17 protein-coding genes are annotated in these 20588 nt (G+C 72.6%); 7 read left to right on the top strand and 10 right to left on the bottom strand.

Annotated features, from left to right (window positions below):
- Positions 1 to 10 precede the first annotated feature (10 nt).
- Complete coding sequence (locus TR49_RS13320) at positions 11 to 862, bottom strand: LysR family transcriptional regulator (protein WP_042381180.1); 852 nt, start codon at positions 860 to 862, stop codon at positions 11 to 13.
- Between the two features lie 95 nt (positions 863 to 957).
- Here TR49_RS13320 and TR49_RS13315 point away from each other — a divergent pair, with 95 nt between their 5' ends.
- Positions 958 to 1689: an SDR family NAD(P)-dependent oxidoreductase gene (locus tag TR49_RS13315; RefSeq protein WP_042381293.1), complete on the top strand. Its 732-nt coding sequence runs from the start codon at positions 958 to 960 to the stop codon at positions 1687 to 1689.
- Positions 1690 to 1817: 128 nt separating this feature from the next.
- Here the strand turns inward: TR49_RS13315 and TR49_RS13310 are convergent, their stop codons facing one another.
- Entirely contained in the window at positions 1818 to 3053 is a 1236-nt protein-coding gene (locus tag TR49_RS13310) for a CopD family protein (protein ID WP_042381179.1), read from the bottom strand.
- 138 nt (positions 3054 to 3191) lie between these two features.
- Between TR49_RS13310 and TR49_RS13305 the strand changes: the two genes are divergently transcribed.
- Positions 3192 to 3410, top strand: coding sequence for an HTH domain-containing protein (locus TR49_RS13305; protein ID WP_042381178.1), 219 nt, complete (start codon positions 3192 to 3194; stop codon positions 3408 to 3410).
- Positions 3411 to 3493: 83 nt separating this feature from the next.
- Here TR49_RS13305 and TR49_RS13300 read toward each other — a convergent pair whose 3' ends face one another.
- The 4 genes from TR49_RS13300 to TR49_RS13285 all read right to left on the bottom strand — a co-directional run bounded on the left by TR49_RS13300 (position 3494) and on the right by TR49_RS13285 (position 9774).
- A complete protein-coding gene (locus TR49_RS13300; RefSeq protein ID WP_052434260.1) occupies positions 3494 to 4783 on the bottom strand; it encodes a carboxylate--amine ligase in 1290 nt (429 codons plus the stop codon).
- A 99-nt stretch (positions 4784 to 4882) separates the two neighbouring features.
- Positions 4883 to 6856 (bottom strand): glycosyltransferase, encoded by a 1974-nt coding sequence (locus TR49_RS13295; protein WP_152627236.1) that lies wholly within the window; start codon positions 6854 to 6856, stop codon positions 4883 to 4885.
- Positions 6857 to 6888: 32 nt separating this feature from the next.
- The gene (locus tag TR49_RS13290; RefSeq protein WP_084724858.1) at positions 6889 to 8388 is read right to left on the bottom strand and encodes a lipopolysaccharide biosynthesis protein; all 1500 of its coding nucleotides are present in this window, start codon (positions 8386 to 8388) and stop codon (positions 6889 to 6891) included.
- Positions 8389 to 8472: 84 nt separating this feature from the next.
- A complete protein-coding gene (locus tag TR49_RS13285; protein ID WP_160311594.1) occupies positions 8473 to 9774 on the bottom strand; it encodes a glycosyltransferase family 2 protein in 1302 nt (433 codons plus the stop codon).
- Between the two features lie 287 nt (positions 9775 to 10061).
- On the opposite strand from TR49_RS13285, the gene TR49_RS13280 reads away from it, so the two are divergent.
- The 3 genes from TR49_RS13280 (at position 10062) to TR49_RS13270 (ending at position 13594) form a co-directional block, all read left to right on the top strand.
- Entirely contained in the window at positions 10062 to 11267 is a 1206-nt protein-coding gene (locus TR49_RS13280) for an FAD-dependent oxidoreductase (protein ID WP_042381176.1), read from the top strand.
- A gap of 2 nt (positions 11268 to 11269) precedes the next feature.
- Positions 11270 to 12142 carry a glycoside hydrolase family 16 protein gene (locus tag TR49_RS13275; RefSeq protein WP_042381175.1) on the top strand — a complete coding sequence of 291 codons (873 nt, stop codon included), beginning with the start codon at positions 11270 to 11272 and terminating at the stop codon, positions 12140 to 12142.
- A gap of 153 nt (positions 12143 to 12295) precedes the next feature.
- Complete coding sequence (locus TR49_RS13270; RefSeq protein ID WP_042381287.1) at positions 12296 to 13594, top strand: SUMF1/EgtB/PvdO family nonheme iron enzyme; 1299 nt, start codon at positions 12296 to 12298, stop codon at positions 13592 to 13594.
- A gap of 9 nt (positions 13595 to 13603) precedes the next feature.
- On the opposite strand, the gene TR49_RS13265 is transcribed toward TR49_RS13270, so the two are convergent.
- The 3 genes from TR49_RS13265 to TR49_RS43810 all read right to left on the bottom strand — a co-directional run bounded on the left by TR49_RS13265 (position 13604) and on the right by TR49_RS43810 (position 16321).
- On the bottom strand, positions 13604 to 14452 hold the full coding sequence (locus TR49_RS13265) for an MIP/aquaporin family protein (protein ID WP_084724855.1): 849 nt from the start codon (positions 14450 to 14452) through the stop codon (positions 13604 to 13606).
- A gap of 30 nt (positions 14453 to 14482) precedes the next feature.
- The gene (locus TR49_RS13260; RefSeq protein WP_084724854.1) at positions 14483 to 15979 is read right to left on the bottom strand and encodes a DUF2252 domain-containing protein; all 1497 of its coding nucleotides are present in this window, start codon (positions 15977 to 15979) and stop codon (positions 14483 to 14485) included.
- 168 nt (positions 15980 to 16147) lie between these two features.
- On the bottom strand, positions 16148 to 16321 hold the full coding sequence (locus tag TR49_RS43810; protein ID WP_160311593.1) for a hypothetical protein: 174 nt from the start codon (positions 16319 to 16321) through the stop codon (positions 16148 to 16150).
- 211 nt (positions 16322 to 16532) lie between these two features.
- Between TR49_RS43810 and ligA the strand changes: the two genes are divergently transcribed.
- On the top strand, positions 16533 to 18653 hold the full coding sequence (ligA, locus tag TR49_RS13255) for an NAD-dependent DNA ligase LigA (protein ID WP_042381173.1): 2121 nt from the start codon (positions 16533 to 16535) through the stop codon (positions 18651 to 18653).
- Between the two features lies 1 nt (position 18654).
- Positions 18655 to 19185, top strand: coding sequence for an AAA family ATPase (locus TR49_RS13250; RefSeq protein ID WP_042381172.1), 531 nt, complete (start codon positions 18655 to 18657; stop codon positions 19183 to 19185).
- 1 nt (position 19186) lies between these two features.
- Here the strand turns inward: TR49_RS13250 and TR49_RS13245 are convergent, their stop codons facing one another.
- Complete coding sequence (locus TR49_RS13245; RefSeq protein ID WP_042381171.1) at positions 19187 to 19918, bottom strand: GNAT family N-acetyltransferase; 732 nt, start codon at positions 19916 to 19918, stop codon at positions 19187 to 19189.
- Between the last annotated feature and the right edge of the window lie 670 nt (positions 19919 to 20588).

The raw sequence follows: 20588 nt of genomic DNA, 5'->3' as shown, positions 1-20588 counted from the left end.
CACGGTGGACCTACTGGAGACGTGTCGCAGTCCGGACGAGGTCGGCGACGGCTCTGGACCGGCTGTGCGGTGGCCAGGCGATCACGGTGGTGACGTTCGGCGCGTCCAGCACGGGCACGGCGGCGAGGTCGCCGTGCAGCTGGGCTCGGCACGACTCCGGTGAGACCGCGCACGCCCGGCCGAGTGCGACGAGCTGCAGCAACTGCGCGTGGTCGCGGACCTGCGGGCCGGGGCCGGGTGGGTAGCTGCCGTCGGGCCTGGGCCAGCGTGGCAGGGGCAGGCCCGGGAGCCCGGTGATGTCGGCCATGCGCACCTGGGCCCGGGCGGTCAGCGGATGCCCGGCGGGGAGGACCGCCACCTGGCCCTCCGTGCTGAGCTCTTCGGTGTGGAGCCCGGCCGTCGAGTCGAACGGCCGGTGCAGCAGCGCCACGTCGGCCCGGCCCTCGCGCAGGAGTCGTTCCTGCTCGGCCGGGCCGCACAGGATGACGTCGACGGGGACTGCGGCGGGTTCGGCGGCGTACGCGTCGAGCAGTCTCGCCAGCAGTTCGCTGGACGCGCTGGCCTTGGTGACCAGGACCAGGCCGGGACGGCCGGTCGCGGAAAGGGCGGCCCGGCGGGTCCGGCGCTCGGCGGCGTCGACCGCGTCGAGGGCCGCCCGGCCCTCGACCAGCAGCACCGAGCCGGCCTCGGTCAGCGTGACGACGCGGCTGGTCCGGTCCAGCAGTGCTGCCCCGAGGCGGCGTTCGAGCTGCCGGATCGCCCGTGACAGAGGCGGCTGCGCGATCCCGAGCCGCTGTGCGGCCCGCCCGAAGTGCAGCTCCTCAGCGACGGCGACGAAGTAGCGCAGCTCCCGGGTCTCCATCCGGCCACGGTACTTCGAACCGATACCCCGACGGTATCGTTGCCCACCCGATCGGTCTTGGACGCCCCATGGCGTCCGAGGGCAGCATGGTCCCTATGCGTGAACGAACGACTGCGCTGGTCACCGGCGCGAACAAGGGAATCGGCTACGAGATCGCCGCGGGCCTGGGCGCCCTCGGCTGGAGCGTCGGCGTCGGCGCTCGCGACGACCAGCGCCGCGAGGCCGCGGTGGAGCGACTGCGCGCGGCCGGCGTCGACGCCTTCGGCGTACCGCTGGACGTGACCGACGACGCAAGCGCGACCGCTGCCGCCCGGCTGATCGAGGATCAGGCCGGGCGCCTCGACGTGCTCGTCAACAACGCCGCCATCGCCGGCGGCATGCCGCAGGAGCCCAGCAGCGTCGACCCCGCCACCGTCCGAGCGGTCGTGGAGACCAACGTGATCGGCGTCATCCGCGTCACCAACGCGATGCTGCCGCTGCTGCGGCGCTCTGCCTCACCACGGATCGTGAACGTGTCCAGCAGTGTCGGCTCACTCACCCGGCAGTCAGAACCCGGAGCGGAGCAGACGACGGGCCCCGTGGCCGTGGCCTACGCGCCGTCGAAGACGTTCCTGAACGCCGTCACCCTCCAGTACGCCCGGGAGCTGAGCGGCACGAACATCCTGATCAACGCCGGCTGCCCCGGCTATGTGGCGACCGACCTCAACGGCTTCCGCGGCGTGCGCAGCCCCGAACAGGGCGCGGCGATCGCCGTCAAGCTGGCGACTCTGCCCGACGACGGCCCGACCGGCCGGTTCTTCGATGACGCCGGCATCGTGCCCTGGTGATGCAGGGCGCACCCGCCGGCTGAGGCCGCCGACCGCGCTCGACCCCGAGGGCGATCGACGTGCTGAAGCGCGGTCAGGTTCGAAGAGCCCGGATAGGTCCCGCGGCCGGACCGGCACCTGGCCGTGGGTCAGCTCGCCGCGGCGGCCGGTGCGGTCGCCGCGGCGAGCCGGACCCGACGGCGGGCGAGGCGGCCGGAGCAGCGGTGGCCGATCACCATGACGCCGATGACCGCCGCGGTCTCGGCGGCACCCCAGGCCCAGGTCGAGGCCGTCGCCTGCTTGGGCGGCAGCTTCGGCAGCGGGGCGCCGACGACCGTCGCGTGCCGGGCCGCCTCGGCCTGGAAAGCCTGGTTGCGGGCCGAACCGTGTAGGAACGGCGCGACGAACAGCACGAGCAGGACCAGGGCGACCTCGGCTGCCACGACCACCGGGAAGCGGCGCAGGGCGATGCCGCCGCGACGGCCGGCCTCACCGTCCGCGCGCAGCGCCTCGATCCGCGGGTGCAGCCAGAACTGGTTGAACGCACCCAGCACCAGGACCGATCCGAATATCAGGATCTTCACGCCGAGCACGCGCCCGTACATGGTGCTGACCAGCTGGCCCGGACCGTCGACGTGCTCCCAGTACAGGAACAGCCCGGACAGGGTGATCGCCGCGACGCAGGCCATCGCCGCGACGGAGAAGCGCCGGACGGCCGGCGCCCAGAAGGCGCCGCGCGCGGCCGGTGCCACCGCACCGGGCAGGGCGAGCAGCACGAGTCCGACCAGTCCGCCCAGCCACACCGCGGCGCCGAAGAGGTGCAGCATCCAGACGCCCGTCTCGAAGACGGTGCGCCCCAGGCCGTTGCGGACCTGGGTGGGGAACCTCGCGCTGCCGAGGGCCACCAGACCGGCCGTCAGGCCGGTCCACAGCAGTGCCGTGCCGGTGCGGTCGGCGAGGGTGCGCCGCAGCGCCATCGGCGCGAGCAGGAAGGCCCCGAGCACCGGCAGCGCCACCTGCAGTCCGGACAGCGTCCCTTCGGCGCTGCCGTCGAAGAGCCCCGCCCATGCGGCGGCGTAGTCGTAGCCCGCGCCCGGGCCGCCTGCGGCGTCATGGGCCAGACCCGCCAGCGCGGCGGGGCCTGCCAGCAGCCCGAACACCACGGCTGCGGCCGAGAGCCTGGTGCGGACGCGGGCATGCGTCCCGGCTTCGCCCCTTCGCGCCGGGGCGGCGACCAGCAGGGCGAGCGCGACCAGACCGGCGAAGGCCATCGCAGCCGTCCACCCCGCCCACGCCAGTGCACTGTCCCCGAACGGCCCGAGGGGAGTCGAGGGCGGCGCCGCGGCCAGCGGGACCGACGGTGCGGGCAGGGCGGAAAAGGGCATGGGGAACCATCCTTCGGAGGCGGGTGCGGTCACGAAAGCTTCATTAGGTTAGCCTTACCTAACTGGCCTGTGCGACCAGGTCGCCCCACTGACAACCAGGGGTTGACGGCGACAACCAGGGGTTGTCATCCTGGGGGTATGGCAGACACGAGTGATCTCTCCAGGCATCGGTCGACCATCGAGCAGATCAAGGAGGCGCGCGCCCAGGCCATCCACCACACCCGCCTGGCCCGCCAGTTCGCCCTCGAGCGACGTGACCTGATGCAGAGCCTGCTCGACCAGGGCGTCACGCAGGCCGACATCGCACGTGAACTGGGCGTCTCCCGCCAGGCCATCCAGAAGATGCTGGCCTGCTAGCCCGGCGTCCGGAGGTCCCGGACGTGCTCGGCAACGACGCGACGCCAGAAGCGTGCCGCTCCCGCGTTCTCCTTCTCTCGTGTCTACGACACGGAGCGGGGCCCGCCCCGTCCCACCCGGCTGCCGGCGGCGGTCTTCAGACGCCGGGTCACCGTCCCCGCGAACCAGCCCAGTTCGACGAGCGCAGGGGCCGGGTCGTCCGGGGCGATCCAGGCGCGCTCGGTGGACGCGCTCGGGCGGACGTTGCGCGGCAGCTTCCGGTGCTGCCAGATCCAGGCGGCCACGGAGGCGGAGTCCAGGTTGCCGACCGCGTAGTCCCGGACGAGTTGCCGACCGTCCGGCGGGGTCCGCCCGGTGAGCGACATGTGCAGGGCGCGGACGACGTCGAGGCCGGACTCGGTCTCGAACAGGCGGAACTGCGCCCCGGTCCTGGGGTTGAAGTCGACGAGCTTGTACTGGCGGTCGCGCCGGTCCAGTCGCCAGTCCAGGTCGGCCACGCCGCTGAAGCCGATCTTGCGGCACAGGTCGGTGGCCATGGTGGCGAGTTCGGGGTTGGGCAGCGAGCAGGCCCGGGTGGTCACACCGGCCTCGGGAGGCCAGGAGCGGAGCTTGAGCCCCGTGAAGACCACCAGGGGTTCGCCCCCCGGCCCGCAGCAGAGGTGGGTGATCCAGTCCTCGCAGTACTGCGGCGGGAGGTACTCCTGTGCGAAGACGGGCCGTTCCGCGCGCGACCCCATCAGGGCTCGCAGGGCGGCCTGGTCGGGCACGACGGTGGTGCCGCCGACCGCGGGCCGGGAGAGCCTGCTCCATGCCTCGCGGTTCTTGAGGACCAGGGGGAAGCCCCAGCGTCGGCCGCAGTCCAGGAGTTCCTCCAGGCTCGTGGGCGAGCAGGCGCGCGGCGTGGAGACGCCGTGCCGGCGGCAGAGCGTGTACAGATCCGCCTTGCTGGCCAGTTGGCGTGGCAGGCCCGCAGGGACGGGCGGGAGGACGAAGTACTCCGCGAGCTCGTCCGCGTGCTCGGCCAGCAGCACCGCGGCCTCGTCGTCGGTGGGGACCGGGACGCACGGCCTGCCGATCGCCCGACCGATGGCACGCAGGCTCTCCACCAGCGCGTCGGGGCTCTCCAGACCGCTGGTGGGCCACACGAAGCGCCGGGTCAGGTAGCGGGAGAGCGACGTCGGCGTCAGGGGGTGTTCCACCACCGCGTGGACGGGCACGCCGGCCCGTCCGAGGGTGCGCACCACGCCGAGTCCGCCGTGGTGTTCGGGGTAGTGGCCGATCTTCACCAACAGAGCGGGGGTCCGGCGGTCCAGCGCGGGCTGGGCGGAGGATCCGCGGCGGCCGGTGCCGGCGGGGGCGGGCCTGACGTACATGGCTGCGGCCTCCTTCCGCTCCTGGTCCCAGTATGGGTGCGGCCCCGCCGAGGGGCTTCCCGGACCGCCCGGGGGTGTGAGGCGCCCGGCTCACGGCCGTCAGGGGCGGGCGCCGGTGATCACGGTGAACCGGAACACCTCCGCGTCGGCGTTCTGGTACACGAGCGTGTACCCGGACGCCTGTGTCGCGTCCGCCCGCAGCCTGGAGATCGTGTCCACCGGGAACACGCCGGTCAGCAGGCACTCGGCTGCCTGGGCGCGGCTGACGATCAGATACGCGGGGGTGTTCGGGGCGGCCTCGGCGACCGCCTCGTTCACTCCGGCGACGGGATCGAGGGTGAAGAGCTTCTTGATGCTGGGGTTCGTGTTGGCCATGACGATCTCGGTGTGGTCGGGGTAGTTCTCCTCGATGCCGGGCACCGATCCCGTCACCGCCACCAGGGTCGACCCGGCCGGTCGGCTGGTGAGGAACTGGGAGGCGGCGACCTCCTGGGGGGTGAAGTAGTTCATCGCCTCCTTGCTGTCGTAGGCGAAGAACAGCCCGCCGAGCAGGCCGAGCAGGATCACGCCGACCGTGAGCGTGTGCAGCCGCTCCCGGGTGCGACCTCTCGGGACCGCGCTCGGAGCCGGGACCGCGTCCGGGGCTGCGCCCGGGGCCGGGGCCCGGCCCGCCCGCTCGGGCCGGGGACCGAACAGCAGGGCCGAGGCGAGGAACGCGGCGGCGGGCAGCGCGAACAGGTAGACGCGGAAGAGGATCTCCCCGCCGTAGCTGTTGACGAGCACCAGCAGGAAGGGCGAGAGCAGGAGCAGCGGCATGCCGCTGCGGCGCGCCCAGGGGCGGCGTGCCGTGCCGAGGACGGCCAACAGCAGGACTCCGGCCGTCAGCAGCCGGTCCACCCAGTCCACCAGGACCTGCCCGGCCGCCGCCGTGCCGGTGTTGGCCAGGCCCGAGGTGGCGTTCGCGTCGGGCGTGGTGAGCGCCTGGATGAAGCTGCCCAGGTTCGCCGAGATGTACGGGCGGGCCACGGTCGCGTCCCAGAGCAGCGTGAGGGCGACTGCGGCCAGGAACACCGGCAGGACGACCCTGCGGTTCCTGCGCGGAAGGCAGAGCAGCAGCAGGGCGCTGATGAGCATGAGCGGGGTGAGCGGGTGCACCACGATGATCGCGGCCTCGGCCGCCACCACGAGCACGAACCAGAGCACCGTCGCCCTGCGCCCGCGCCGCTCCGACCGGCTCCCGGGTGCCGGCACAGGGCTCTCCCCGGCCACGAGCGCGTGCCACCACCGGTGGCGCACGCGGGCTCGGTGCGTGCCGTGGAACGGCAGGCGGCGGAAGACCAGCGCCAGCACCGCGACGTACAGCACGAAGGCCGTGGCCTGCGGGGCGAAGTAGTCCTGGCCGACCCAGGACGCGCAGTAGTAGATCCACACCCCGCCCCAGACCAGGGTGCGGTCGGTGGTGACGCTGCGGTAGAGCAGCAGCAGCGGGATCAGCAGCAGCGCGTTGAACACCGGCGGGGCCCAGGAGGCGTAGGACAGCGCCGAATGGATCCCGGTGACCCGCAGGAACGCGGCGTTGGCCGCGAAGAACCCCGGCCACTGGTTGTAGATGCTCAGGTCCCCGGCGCGGGGCACGGGCCAGCCGTAGCGCAGCAGGGCGTCGATGATGGCGACGTGCTTCCAGGCCCACGAGTAGCGCAGCGTCGGGTACAGCAGGGTGGGGGTCGCATGGATGATCGCGATGAGGACGATGACGTATCCGGCGAGCCATCGCTGGGTGATCCGCCGGTCGCGGACGGCGCACACGAAGCCGATCGTCAGGACGGCCGCAGCCGCCCAGTAGGTCCAGGGGAGCACCTGCAGCAGTCCGAGGTCCCTCATGCCCGCGAGGTCGACGTGACGGAGCGAGAGCAGCCACAGGACCACGGCCAGCACCGGCGCGGCGCGTGCGACCAGGGCCGCGTCGGGCCGAAGGGAGGCACGGCGAGCGGGGGGAAGGTCGCCCCGGCCACCTCCTGCGGGCCGGCGTCGGCGGTCCGACGCCCGGGGCTCCGGCTGCTCAACGCCGTGCATGGACAAAACCCTCCGGAAGCGTCATGGCCACCCTAGGTCGAAGGCCCGTCGCCCGCCCGCCTGGCGAGCAGGCGAGCAGATCTGTGCTTCATGCCGGTCGGCACGGCCGAAGGGCTGGTGCCGCCCGCCGCGCCCGCCTGCGCGTGGCGTGGCGAGAGCCAGGCCCGCAGCAGCGCCAGCAGGGGGAGTGCCAGGGCGCATTCGGTCGCCAGCCAGGCGACCCCGACCCCCACGAGGCCGAAGGGCGGCAGCAGCGCGGCCGTCAGTCCGATGACGAGGACCGCGACAGCCGCCCTGACCAGGATCATCCACAGCAGTGACTGCCGCACGCGTGCCACCTGGATCGCGACGTTGACCACGACGTTGGGGACGGCGGACAGCGCCATCAGGCGCAGCACGGTGGTGCCGTGCGCGGCGTACTCAGGTCCGAACAGTCGCAGCGCCCAGGGAGCGACGATCACGATGACCCCCGCCGCGGCCGCCAGCAGCATGCCGGAGTGGCGCAGCAGCCGGTAGGCGTGCTCGGCCAGCCGTTCGGGGGCCCGCGCGCCCTCGACCACCAGGGAGGAGCCCATGCTGAACGCCGCGACGTAGAGCGTCGAGGCGATCACGTAGGCCAGAGAGTAGTACGCGTTGTCCTGTGCGCCGACGCGGTTGAGGACCATCAGCGGCAGCACGGCGGAGGTGGCGAAGCTGAACAGGTTGCCCACGTAGTCGGCCGCCGCCCAGCGGGTCCTGCGCTCCCGTGGCGGGGTGCGGGCGGGCGCCTCGCGCGGGGCCGCGGGCACGGCCCAGCGGAACAGGACGACGTTGGTCAGGACGATCGACACCACCATCGCGGCGGCCCAGGAGACCAGGATGCCGGTCGCCAGGTCCAGCGCGATGCACACGGCGAGGAACGCGGCCTTGGCCACGGCGAAGACGGTGTTCTCGCCGAGGACCCATCCGGTCCGGCGCACCCCGGTCAGCGCGCCGTCCTGGAGGACGAAGATGGAGTACCCGGCGGTGGCGGCGATGAAGGAGGCCGCCAGACCGGGTGTGCGCAGGAAGTCCAGCTTGGGACTGACGACGGGGATCAGCAGCAGGAACAGCACGGCCGCCAGCGCGCTGCACACCGCGCTGATGGCGTACCAGCGGACCACCAGGCGCCTGGTCCCGGCGCCCGCGGTGGGCACGAAGCGGATCAGGGCGTCGCCGAGGTTCAGACTGCCGAGCGTGGACAGGAACGTGGCCGCCGCCAGCACCGCCGAGTAGCGTCCGACCGTCGCCGCGTCGTAGTGACGGGTCGCCAGCATCCAGAACAGCGATCCGAGACCCGCGGAGACCACCGCGCTGGCCGCCAGGATGTGTCCGTTGCGCAGCAGTTGCTCGCCGCGCGAGCGCTTTCGGGAGGCTCCGAGCCGGTGGCGGAGCCGGGCTCGGTGGGTGGGCGCACGGGCTCCGGTCCTCGCGTCCGCGGCCCCCAGCGGAGACGACCCCGTTCCCCCGTCGTTCGGGGGTGTCGGGGGTCGGGGGTCGCGGTCCGGAGCCATGGCATCAGCGCTCCGGCCCGGGCCGTGGTGCGGCCCCGGCCTTGCGGCGGGCGGTCTGGGGCACCGGTGGCCCGGCCCTGCGCATCACTCGCGGCCTCCCGCCCGGGCGACGCTGCGCTGCCTGCGGACGCTCTCCAGGTAGCAGATCGGTCCCAGCAGGAAGCCGCGCCGCTCGCGCCGCTTGAGCAGACGGAAGATCTCCTGGTAGCCGGAGGCGGCCGCCTGCGCCCGCCCCTGGCTGGCCTGGTGCCAGCGCCACGCGCCGGTGGGGAGCCGGCGCAGCAGCACCAGCAGCAGCCGGGGCCGGCGGACCACCGCGGCGGTCAGGTAGGCGCTGAAGCCGATGCCGAAACCCCCGACCTGCCGCACGAGCGCGTCCATGCTGCGCCGGTGGCGGTGCCAGACGACGGCGTCGGGCTGGTAGGCGATCGTGTGGCCCGCGGTGAGGACCTGCTGGAAGGCCAGCAGGTCCTCACCACCGCGGGCGGGGCTGCCGGTGCCGGTCGCGCGGTCGAAGCCGCGGAACCCGCGGAGCACCTCGGTCCGGAACGCCATGTTGGCCCCGCAGCCGAAGCGGCCCGCCGAGAACTGGACCATCGGGTCCTCCTGCGCGCCGCGCAGCGACCACGTCTGCGGGGCGAATCCGCGCCCCGCGGGCGCGTACGCCTCGATCACCAGCTGCGCCTCGGTGTCCAGCTCGGCCGGGGCGATGAACCCGGTCACGCAGGCGACGCGGTGGTCGGCCTCGAAGACGTCCGTCAGGGCGCTGATCCACTCGTCGTCCACGATGACGTCGTCGTCGGTGAACGCGCAGATCTCCCCCCGCGCCTCCGCGAGCCCGCAGTTGCGCGCCCAGGAGAGACCCGGCGCAGGCTCGCGCAGGTACCGGATCCGGTCGCCGTAGCGCGTCAGGACCAACTCCCGTGTGGTGTCGTCCGAGGGCGCGTTGTCGACGAGCAGGATCTCGAGCCGGGGGTAGGAGAGGCGCAGCAGGGAGTCCAGGCAGGCGGGAAGCATCGCGGTCCGGTCCCGGGTGCAGACGATGACGCTGACCAGGGGCCCCTGCTCCGAGGGCCGGGTCTCGGGTGCCCGCGGAGGCCGCGCGGGGACGGACAGGACCTTGCGGGCGGACTCGGCCAGCGACTCGTACAGCGTGTCCGGATCGTCCCCGTTCGCCGTTGCGCGGACCCAGCCGACCGGATGCCCGTGCAGGCGCACGAGCACCTGGAGGCGTCCCTGGGGGGAGCGCGGTTCGGTCTCCCCGGGGAAGCGCAGGGATCCGGGGACGGCGAGATCCAGTTCGAGGACGTGAACCGGCGCCCCCGCAGGCTCTTCCTCGCCGTCGACTGACCCGGTCGTGGCCGTGGGCTGGGTGGGCGGCGTCATGTCCGACCTCCCCCTGGGCGGTGACTCCCGGCGCACGGGCCTCTGGTCCCGGCGCACAGCACGAAGCTCGGAGCGGACATATACCAATGAAACACCCATCCGGGACATGGGGTGACGGTGACCGGATGCCGCGGCCGGGATTGCGACGCATTCTGGATGTCTGGACGGCTGCGACCGTCCCCTCACCCGCAGGCGGGCGGATCCGTGGCGAAGGCGCCGGCACCCGCTGCCGGGCGCGACCGGCCGCAGGCGTCGGCGTGAGCGCGAACACGGGCCGGAGGAGCGCTATGAGACCAGTAGTCATCATTGGCGCGGGGCCCTACGGCCTGGCGGCGGCGGCTCACCTGAGCGCCCGAGAGGTGCCCCTGCGGGTCTTCGGCCAGCCGATGGACAGCTGGCGGCTGCGGATGCCGAAGGGAATGTTCCTCAAGTCCACGCCCTCCGCGTCCTCCATCTCCGACCCTGCGGGCCGCGGCAGCCTGTGGGCCTTCCGCAGGGCGCGCGGAGTACCGCCGGGCGGGGACCTGCATCCGATCGACATCGCCGAGTTCATCGAGTACGGCGAGTGGTTCCAGCAGAACCTCGTTCCCGAGCTCGAGACCTCGCGGGTGACCCGGGTCGCCGCCGCCGACGGCGGCGGCGGGTTCTCGGTCACCCTGGACACCGGGGAGGAGCTGGAGGCCCGTGCCGTGGTCGTGGCGACCGGCTTGCAGCCCTTCGCCCGCGTGCCACCGGAGCTCGCCGACCTGGTGGGCCAGGGGCTCGCCTCGCATCCCTCCGCCCACGCCGACCTGTCCTGCTTCGCCGACCGGCGTGTCGCGGTGATCGGAGCCGGGCAGTCGGCGCTGGAGAGCGCCGCCCTGCTCCACGAGAGCCGTGCGCACCCGACCGTGATCGCCCGGTGCGCGAGCCTGCTGTTCGCCGTTCCCCCCACCAGCGACCGCTGCCAGGACCGGCCGCTGCCGGTCCGCGCGGCCAAGCCGGGCACGGTCCTCGGCCCCGGCTGGTCCCACCTGGCCTTCAGCCGCGTCCCCGCGGCCTTCCGGCACCTGCCCGACCCGACCAGGGAGCACCTGGTGCGCACCGTTCTCGGGCCGTCGGGCGCGTGGTGGCTGCGCGACCGCGTCGAAGGCCGGTTCCCGGTGCTGCTCGGGCAGTCCGTGCAAGCCGTGGAGTCCGCCGACGGCGTCCTCCGGCTGCGCCTGAACGGTGCGCCGGAGGTGCTGGAAGCCGATCACGTCCTGACCGCGACCGGCTACCGGGTGGACGTGGACCGCATCCCGGAGCTCGACGGCGCGGTGCGCGGTGCGCTGCGCCGCAGCCCCTCGGGGTCGCCCCGGCTGGACCGGAACTTCCAGTCCTCGGTTCCCGACCTGTACTTCACGGGGCTCTCGGCCGCCGACAGCTTCGGACCGCTGATGCGCTTCGTCGCCGGAACCGGCTTCACCGCCCGGCGGATCAGCAGCGCCATCGCGGCCGGGAACGGGGCCTGACCGTGCCCTGGAAGGCCGGCTCCCGCAGGGCGCCGACCTGGAAGGGGGCCTCGGCCCTCGCGCTCGCCGCGGCCCTGCTCCTGGCCGCGTGCACCTCGTCGCCGTCCCGCACCACGGCCGGGCTCACCGACCCGGCGCCCGCCACGCCCCCGGCCGCCCCCGGGAACTGGCATCTGGCCTTCTCCGACGAGTTCCAGGGCTCGTCGCTGGACACCTCACGCTGGACCACCTGCTACGACTGGAACCAGAACGGCTGCACCAACGAGGCCAACCACGAACTCGAGTGGTACCAGCCCGGCCAGGCCACCGTCGCCGACGGCTCGCTGACCCTGACCGCCGGGCGGAAGACCGTCAAGGGCACCGACGGACACACCTACCCCTGGACGTCCGGCATGGTCTCCACGGGCCGCAGCAACTGGTACGCGACCCCGCGCTTCACGCTGACGTACGGTTACGTCGAGGCCTCGATCCGGTTCCCCGCGGAGCCGGGCATGTTCCCCGCGTTCTGGATGATGCCGCAGACCCGGTTCGTCCCACCCGAGATCGACATCGCCGAACAGTTCGGCGACGCGCGCACGGTCCGGATGACGCTGCACTACCCCGGCCCCAACCAGACCGACCTGGCCCAGTACACGCAGTTCGGACCGCGGGACTTCACCAGCGGCTTCCACACCTACGCCGTCGACTGGGAACCGTCCTCGCTGACCTGGTACATCGACGGCGTCCAGCGCTTCCGGATCACCAACCCCAAGGTGATCCCCGACACGCCGATGGAGGTGCTGCTGACCCTCGCCGTCGGCTACCCCCAGGCACCCCCGGCCGACGTCGACTCGGGACAGATGGTCGTGAACTGGGTGCGGGTCTGGCAGCACTGACGCACCGACACCGACGGCGTGTCCGGCTTGTGCCGCGTCCGCCGCAGGCTGCCGCCACCCGGCTGACCCTCGCGCGTGCCGGTGACTGCGGAAGGATCGGCCCCGTTTACGTTGTGCACACGAATGGTGATGGTCGATCCCAAGGGTGTGCTCATGCGGTTCGTTTCCGGACGTCTCTCTCGTACCAGGGCCCTGATGGCGGCGGCGTGCGGCACGGCCGCCGTACTCGCTCCCTGCCTCGCGGGCGGTTCGTTCGCCGCCGCCGCGCCCTCCTCGCCGGACGTGGCAGGCGGCGCGGGCGCGGTCATCACCGTGACGACCGCCGAGGTCGGGGCGCCGGGGAACCGGGCGGTCGGCGTCGTCCCGTTCACGGACGCGGTCTACCGCTCGTGCGCTGACGCACCGTCGGGCGCGCGGGGCTGTCTGATGGTCGGCGGTGTCGCCAAGCCCTATCAGATCGGCGAGTACGAGGTCACGGTCGACCAGTGGGTGGCGTTCCTGAACACCGCCGACCCGACCGGCAGCGATCCGCACGGGCTCTACGACGACACGGAGAGCTCGTCCGCGTGGCCGAAGTACGGGCAGATCAACTTCTCCGCGGGCGCCCGGCCCGGCCGGCACTACTCGGTGGCCTTTCCCGAGTGGGCCGACAAGCCTTACGGCTTCGCGACGTTCCTGCGGGCCGCGCGCTTCGTCAACTCCCTCTACAACGGGCGCGTGATCTCCAAGAGCACCAGCCAGAGCGGCGACTTCCGGTACGTCAGCTACCGCGTCCAGCTCTCGCCGCGTACCGAGACCGGCATGTACGACATGGCCGACCCGAAGGCCGTCCGGGCGCACAACACCGGGTTCGTGGTGCCGAGCCAGGACGAGTGGATCAAGGCGGCCTACTACGACCCCCGCGGGGGCGGCACCTACGACTACTGGAAGTACCCGACGAATCCCGGCGTCTTCGGCGACGGGGACGCGACCGCGCCCCACTCCACGGTCCTCAACCCGCTGACGGGCCACGTCACCAACGGGTCGACCCAGCCGCTGGCCTCCTACCACGCCGACGGCCAGCCGGCGCCGAGCTGGTGCCCCGGCGAGGTCTCGCGCGCGGACTGCGCGACGGTCAACCCGCTGGGGCTGGACCCGATCGCGTACGCCGCGCTCTACCAGGGCAGCCTCAGCACGGTCGGCCAGGCGCGCTCAACCTCGCCGTGGGGCACCTTCGACCAGGGCGGCAACGCCGTCGAGTGGACCGACACGATCACGCCGCCCCCGCTCGGAAGCAGCTCGGTGCGGGTGTGGCGGAGGCTGCACGGCGGGATCTCCAACGCGTCGGCCTACCAGATGTGGCCCTCGGCGGTCGGACTCCAACCCCAGGACAACGTGTTCTTCAGCCACACCTACCCGTGGCTGGGCATGCGGATCGGGGTCGTCGGCGACCTGACACCGTGTTCGCCGTGAGGCAGGACCTCACGGCTTGCCGGGGTCGTGCACGTCGGTGAAGAGGTCTCCCTGGGCGGCGGCGGCGCCTGAGGCGCCGCCGCCCCCGCCGCGCAGCACGTAGGCCAGGACAACGGCGAGGGCGGCGCCGGCCAGCGGCCCGGCCACGTAGACCCAGTAGTCGGTGAAGGTGGTCGCGACCAGGTCGGGGCCGAAGGTGCGGGCGGGGTTCATGGACGCGCCCGAGAGCGGGAAGCCCCACAGCCCCGCCAGCGCGATGTACCCGCCGACGCCGAAGGCGCCGACGATGCCCACGTTCTGCGCTCCGGAGGCGGTGCCCAGGATGACGCTCACCAGGCCCGTGGTCAGCGCCAGCTCCATCCAGAAGGCGGCCACGGCGGAGTAGCCGTGCGCGGGATGGTTGGCCCCGTAGCGGGCCGACACGTCGACCACCGCGCGCAGGAACAGCGCCGCGAGCGTGGCGCCGACGAGCTGCACCGCCACATAGCCGGGCACGCGCCGCCACGGGAAGTCCTGACGCAGGGCGAAGGCGACGCTCACCGCCGGGTTCAGATGGGCGCCGGAGACCTTGCCCATGGCCAGGATGATCGCCATGACCATGAGGCCGGGGGAGGCGACCGCTGCGGAGTTGCTGATCGCGCCGGGGAAGGCCCGGCCCATCATCCCGCCGCCGGCGGCCACCAGCACCAGCAGAAAGGTGCCGAACAGCTCGGCGAAGAGCCGTCGCCACTCCTGGTGCGGATCCTGGAAGTCCTGGATGCGCGTCAGGACGCTCTGCTCGTAGCGCGCGATCGGGCCCAGCACGCGGGCGGCCTGCGGCTCCGGCTCCGGTCGTGGCGGCGGTGGTTGCTCGGTCATGGTGCCCCCTCTTGGCTGGGACGGGGGAGGCTAGAGCCCGAACTCGACGGTGATCCGGTTCTCGCGGTCGGCCTGCTGGAGCGCCGCGAAGTCCAGCTCGTTCTGGTCGGCGTACAGGGTCGAGAACTCGGCGATCGCCTGGGCGAAGACCTTGTCGTCGCCCAGGTACGAGGCGATGGCGATCGGGTCGCCGGAGCGGGCGTGCGCGCGGGCCAGAGTCCAGCCGCACAGCCGCCCGTAGATGGCCAGCCCGCTCGGCACCAACTGCTCGATGGCCACGGAGCCCTTCCAGTCGGCGAGTTGGCGGACGTAGAAGTCCCGGCGCCGACCGTCGATCCCGTCCGCCGACTCCCATCCGAGGAAGATGTCGCTCGCGGCCTGCATCAGCCGCTGGCCGCTGACGACCCGTTCGCCTTCGTTCGCGTAGCCGGGGCCCTTGGCGACGAAGTCCGCCAGCACAGAGCGCTGGGCCTCCTTGACCTGCAGGAACAACGGGTCGTCCGAGTCGCGCCCGGTGAACAGGATGATCCAGCAGCGCGTCCCCACGCTGCCGACCCCGACCACCTTGCGCGCCACGTCGACCAGCTGGAAGGACTCCATCAGCACTCGGCGGTCCGACTGCAGGGTGGACCGGTACCGCCCGACCAGCGACTCCATGATCTCGTGGAAGGCGCCCCGCTGTTGCCCGGACAGCAGGTCGGCGACCGGCACGATCAGCGGCGGGTCGGCGATGATCCGCGGACGCCCGTCGACCGTCTCGGTGAGCTTGCGGAAGGCGCGCAGGCTGTCGTGCGCGCGTGCCTTGGCCACGCCCTTCTTGAGCATGCTCTTGCGGGTCTTGTTCAGGTGCGCGGCGAGCATGCCGCGTACCTCCTCGAGATCGGCGCTCGCATACCAGACGTCGAGGTTGCCCAGGCCGGCGAAACCGGCCATGGCCTTCTGGTAGCCGCGGACCGCCGCCACCACGATCTTCCGGCGCTCCTTGCGGGAGAAGGAGTTCTCCCGCCCGGCGATCTCCAGACTGGCCGCCAGCCGCTTGACGTCCCACTCCCACGGCCCCGGGTAGGTCTCGTCGAAGTCGTTGACGTCGAACATCAGGCGCCGCTCCGGGGAGGCGAAGAGCCCGAAGTTCGACAGATGGGCGTCGCCGCACAGCTGGGCGGTGAGGCCTGAGTCCGGCGTTCCGGCGAGGTCCGCGGCCATGACCGCGGCGGCGCCGCGGTAGAAGGTGAACGGGGACACCAGCATCCGGCCGTAGCGCACCGGCACGAGCTCCTGCACACGCGACTCGGCCTGGCGCTCCAGGATCGCCACCGGATCCTCCCGGCCGGAGCCGACGCCGAACTGCTCGTGTTCCGTGAGCGGCGCCTTGGCCCGCGCCCGCAGGCCCAGCTCGGCGCGCTGAGCCGGAGTCAGGTGCGGCCGCGGCTGGGGCGACGCGGTCTTCTTGGCGGAGGCGGCCCGCTTGACGGGGGTGGTCCGCTTGCGGGCGGCCGCCGCCGTCTTCCTGGCGGAGGTCCCGCTCATGACGTCACGCCTCTGTCACCCATCGCCTGCCTCCGCTCCTCGCCGCTGTTCCCGTCATTAGACCCGGCCCGGAGGGCGGACGCATGCCGCCGATCCCGCATGTCGTCCGATCAGCGGACAGAGCGAGCGGGCCCGGCCGGGCGGGCCCGCTCGAGTCGGCCGGGGGAGTCACGCCGCGGAGGAGGGGGCCGGGCGCTCCTGCACGTGCGGCGGCTCGCCCGCCACGGGGACCGGCTGCGCGGCGAGCCGCGCGCGTCTGCGGGTCGCCCAGCTTTCGACGGTCATCCACCCGAGCAGGAGGAACAGCGGGACGAGCAGGACGGCCAGAACGACGACGATCAACAAGGGAGGCTCTCCGGGGTTGCTTGTGCTCCGGGTCGGTTGGGGAGCAGATCGAGCGGCCGGGCCGGGGTGCCGGGCCTGTCCAGCCTTGCGCAGGCCGGGGGAACAGGCATGCGGGCGCAGCAGGTCGCCACTCGGATGCCCGCGTGAATCGGGGCCCTTCGGGTGACGGGGAGGGCGAGCCAGGCGGTTGTCAGTCCCGGTCACCAGAATGATCGGCATGACGAAGCCTTCCGCGGCCGTGCCCGCTGTCGACCTGCCCGACGAGGCCGCCTACCTCGAGACCGTCGCGCAGGCACGCAAGGCCGCCGACGCCTACTACGGGTCCGGCGAGTCCGGCCTGGACGACGAGACCTACGACCGCCTGCTGCGCGGCATCACCGCCTGGGAGGAGGAGCACCCCGGGCAGGTCGCGTCCGACTCCCCGTCCAGGCAGGTCGGAGCCGGTGTCACCACGGGCGACGTCATGCACACCGTGCCGATGCTCAGCCTGGGCAACGTCTTCTCGGACGAGGAGCTGGCCGCGTGGGCCGCCTCCCTGGAGCGGCGTCTGGGCGGGGAGGCGGTGGCCGGTTGGGCCGTGGAGCCCAAGCTCGACGGCGTGGCCCTGGCCGCCCGGTACCGCGAGGGCCGGCTGGTGCAGCTGGTCACCCGGGGCGACGGGGCGACCGGGGAGGACGTCTCCCACGCCGTCGGGGACATCACCGGACTGCCGGCGACCCTGAACGAACCGGTCACCGTCGAGGTGCGCGGCGAAGTCCTCATGACCGAGGCACAGTTCGCCGACGCGAACGAGCAGAGGACCGCGCACGGGGCCACGGCCTTCGCCAACCGCCGCAACGCCTCCTCCGGCTCCCTCCGCGCCAAGGACCGGGCCTACCGGGTCCGGCAGACCTTCCTCGCCTACGCCGCGCTGACCGGCCCCGAGCACACCGACGACGCGGGCCTCGCCGCGCTCACCCACACGCAGCTCGTCGCCCGCCTGGCCGGGCTCGGGCTGGGGACCACGGCCGGCACCCCCGTCGCCACCACGGCCTGCGCGACGCTGGACCAGGTCGTGGCCCGGGTGCGTGAGATCGGCGTGCTGCGCCCGGAGCTCGACTTCGAACTCGACGGGGCCGTGATCAAGGCCGACAGCCCCGCCGACCAGGACCGGGCCGGGGCGGGCTCCCGCACGCCCCACTGGGCCACCGCCTTCAAGTTCCCGGCCGCCCAGAAGATCACCGTGCTGCGTGCCGTCGAGTGGAGCGTGGGCCGTACGGGCGTGATCGCCCCGCGCGCGGTCCTCGACCCGGTCGACGTCGCGGGCACCACCATCACCTATGCCACCCTGCACAACCCGGCCGACATCGCCCGGCGCGGCCTGATGCTCGGAGACCACGTCGTCGTCTACCGGGCCGGCGAGGTGATCCCCCGCGTCGAGGGCGCAGTCGCCGGCCTACGCACCGGAGATGAGCAGCCCATCGCCTTCCCCGAGGTCTGCCCCCGCTGCGGCGCCGGCATCGACCGCAGCCAGGAGCGCTGGCGCTGCGAGCGTGGCCGCGTCTGCGGCCAGGTCGAGGCCGTCCGGTACGCCGTCGCCCGCGACGCGCTCGACGTCGACGGCCTCGGCGAGAAGATCGTCGTGCAGCTCGTCGACAAGGGGCTCATCGAGGACTTCGCCGACCTGTTCACCCTCACCCGCGACCAGCTGCTCACCCTGGACCGCATGGGCGAGAAGAGCGCCGACAACCTCATGGCCGCGATCGAGGCCGCCAAGACCAAACCGCTGAACCGCGTGTTCTGCGCCCTCGGCGTCCTGGGCACCGGCCGCTCCATGTCGCTGCGCATCGCCGCGCACTTCGGTTCCATGCAGGCCGTCCGGGACGCCGACGCCGCGGACCTGGAGCAGGTCGACGGCATCGGCGGCGAGAAGGCTCCGGTGATCGTCGCGGAGCTGGCCGACCTCGCCCCGCTCGTCGACAAGCTCGTGGCCGCGGGTGTGAACATGATCCAGCCCGGTTTCGTCCCGCCCGCCTCCGGGGGAGCCGATCCGGATGCGGGGACCACGGCCGGGACGGCCGGGGGCGAGCTGCCGCTCGCCGGGTTGACGGTGGTGGTCACCGGCTCGATGACCGGGCCTCTCGCGGAGCGCTCCCGCACCGAGATGACGGAACTGATCACCAGCGCGGGTGGCCGCGCGTCCTCGAGCGTCTCGGCCCGCACCCACCTCGTCGTCGCCGGCGAGAACGCCGGCAGCAAGCTCGACAAGGCCAGGTCCCTCGGCATCGAGACCATCACCCCCGAGGAGCTCGCCGAGCGCCTCGGGGGCCTTCTCGGCGGCGAGAACTGACATGCCGTTGGTGTGGGTGACCGGCAACGCCGGGGTCGGCAAGTCGACGGTCTGCGAGGTGCTGAAGAGCAGAGGGGAACACGCGGTCGACGCCGACTGGGAGGGCTGCAACCACTGGGTGGACCGGACGAGCGGACGGATCGTCGTCGATCCTCCGTATCCGGTGCCGGCCGGCTGGTCCGATCGCTTCGCGTGGAAGATCAGCCGCACCCGGGTCGAGGCACTCGCGGCAGGATCGGAGGAGAAGGCCACGTTCCTTTTCGGCTCCGTCGAGAACGAGGCGGAGGTCTGGGATCTGTTCGACGTCGTCGTCTGCCTGGTGGTCGACGACCTGACGCTCCGACACCGTCTGCTGACCCGCGCCACGAACGCCTACGGCAAGCATCCGGAGGAGCTGGCGGCAGCACTGGGATGGAACGCGGGCACGGAGTCCACCTACCGACGCTTCGGCGCGACCGTCCTCGACGGCACCCGCCCTCCGGCGGAGCTCGCCGATGCGATCCGCACCCTCGGCCGGACCGGTATCAGCTGAGTCACCGCAGGTGGAGCCACCAGGTGATGCCTTCGCCGATGGTGGTGAACCCGCACGTGCGGTAGAGCAGGCTGCCCTCGTCCGTCGCGTTCAGCACGACCTGCGACGCGCCGGCGTCCCGCGCGGCGGAACACACGGTCCGCAGCAGGCCGGTTCCCAGTCCCCGACGGCGGAACCGGGGCCAGACCTCCATGTCGAACACCCCAGCGGTGCCCTGCGGGCCGCCGTCGTAGTACGACCACGCACGCCCGGCGAACCGCCGCGGCCCGTCCGGCGATGCCGGACCGGTATAGGCGGCTGCATACCAGGCCGTCTGCGGCTCCTGCCGGGTCATCGTCAGCCGGTCGCGGTAGTCGGCGTGTTCACCGTCGTAGTCGAGGCTGTCGGCCTGGAGCTCGATGCGGCCGTCCCCGTCGTCTCCGCCGGCTGCGACCGCGGACAGCGGCGCCGCCATCCACCGGATCGTCCAGCCGCGATCGAAACCGCACTCCCGCAGTGCTGACGGATCGACGTCAGTACTGAGCCAGGCCCCGACGGACGCCCGCCCGCGGCTCAGCGCCTGCTGGACCCCGCGCCGCACCGCCGCTGCGTCGAGCTCGCCGGGGAACATCAGGTTCAGGCCCTCGGGACCGTCCGTCCAGCTCAACGCACCGTCCTCCCACGACCGGCCGCCGAGCACCTCTGCCTGCGCCCGGAACCAGGAGGTCTGGACGCGCTCGCACTCCCCAACCATCACCCGCAGTACGCTACCGCCCGGCCACATCCGGGCCTCCCCGTTGGGTACCGTGTGGACATGCTCACTCGCACGGAGCTGCGACGGATGCGCCGTATGGACCGCTGGATGGGGATCATTCTGCCGAGGGTGATCCGCCAGGTGGTCAACGGCAAGGTAACGCAGCCAGGTTGGCTGCCTCGACGGTGGCTGGCCCTGATGTCGGCCGATGTCGACCGGGATGCCGGGGTCGGCGTGGTCTGGCTCGTCTGGCGTCCCGGGTCCGCGAAGGCGGAGACGTACACCACGCTGTTCGAGCGCTGCGGCGAGACATGGCAGGACATGGGCGGCGGCAGCGTGTCGAACGATCACCAGCCCTGGGAGAGACTGGCAGCGGGCCGGACGGGGCAGATCGGCATGATCGAACTTCTGGGGAGTTCAGGCAGCCAGAGCTGTGCCTACCGCCTGCAGCATCGTCATCGTGGCCGCACCGGGCCGGTTCCGTGGGTCGGGTCCCAGCAACTCCAGGTGGCGGCCGAAGTGGATCACCTGCTTCTCGGCGCCCGACGGATCGAGGTGCCCGCGCACGGCAGGCTCGTCGTGGTCTGGAGGTCCCCGTCCGGAGACCACACAGGGGGGGCGGCCTCTCATCGTGGCCGTGGGACGCGACGGTTCGGAACTCGCCCGAGTC

This window comes from Streptacidiphilus melanogenes, assembly GCF_000787835.1.
Taxonomy (GTDB): domain Bacteria; phylum Actinomycetota; class Actinomycetes; order Streptomycetales; family Streptomycetaceae; genus Streptacidiphilus; species Streptacidiphilus melanogenes.
This window is presented reverse-complemented; position numbering and strand designations above follow the sequence as displayed.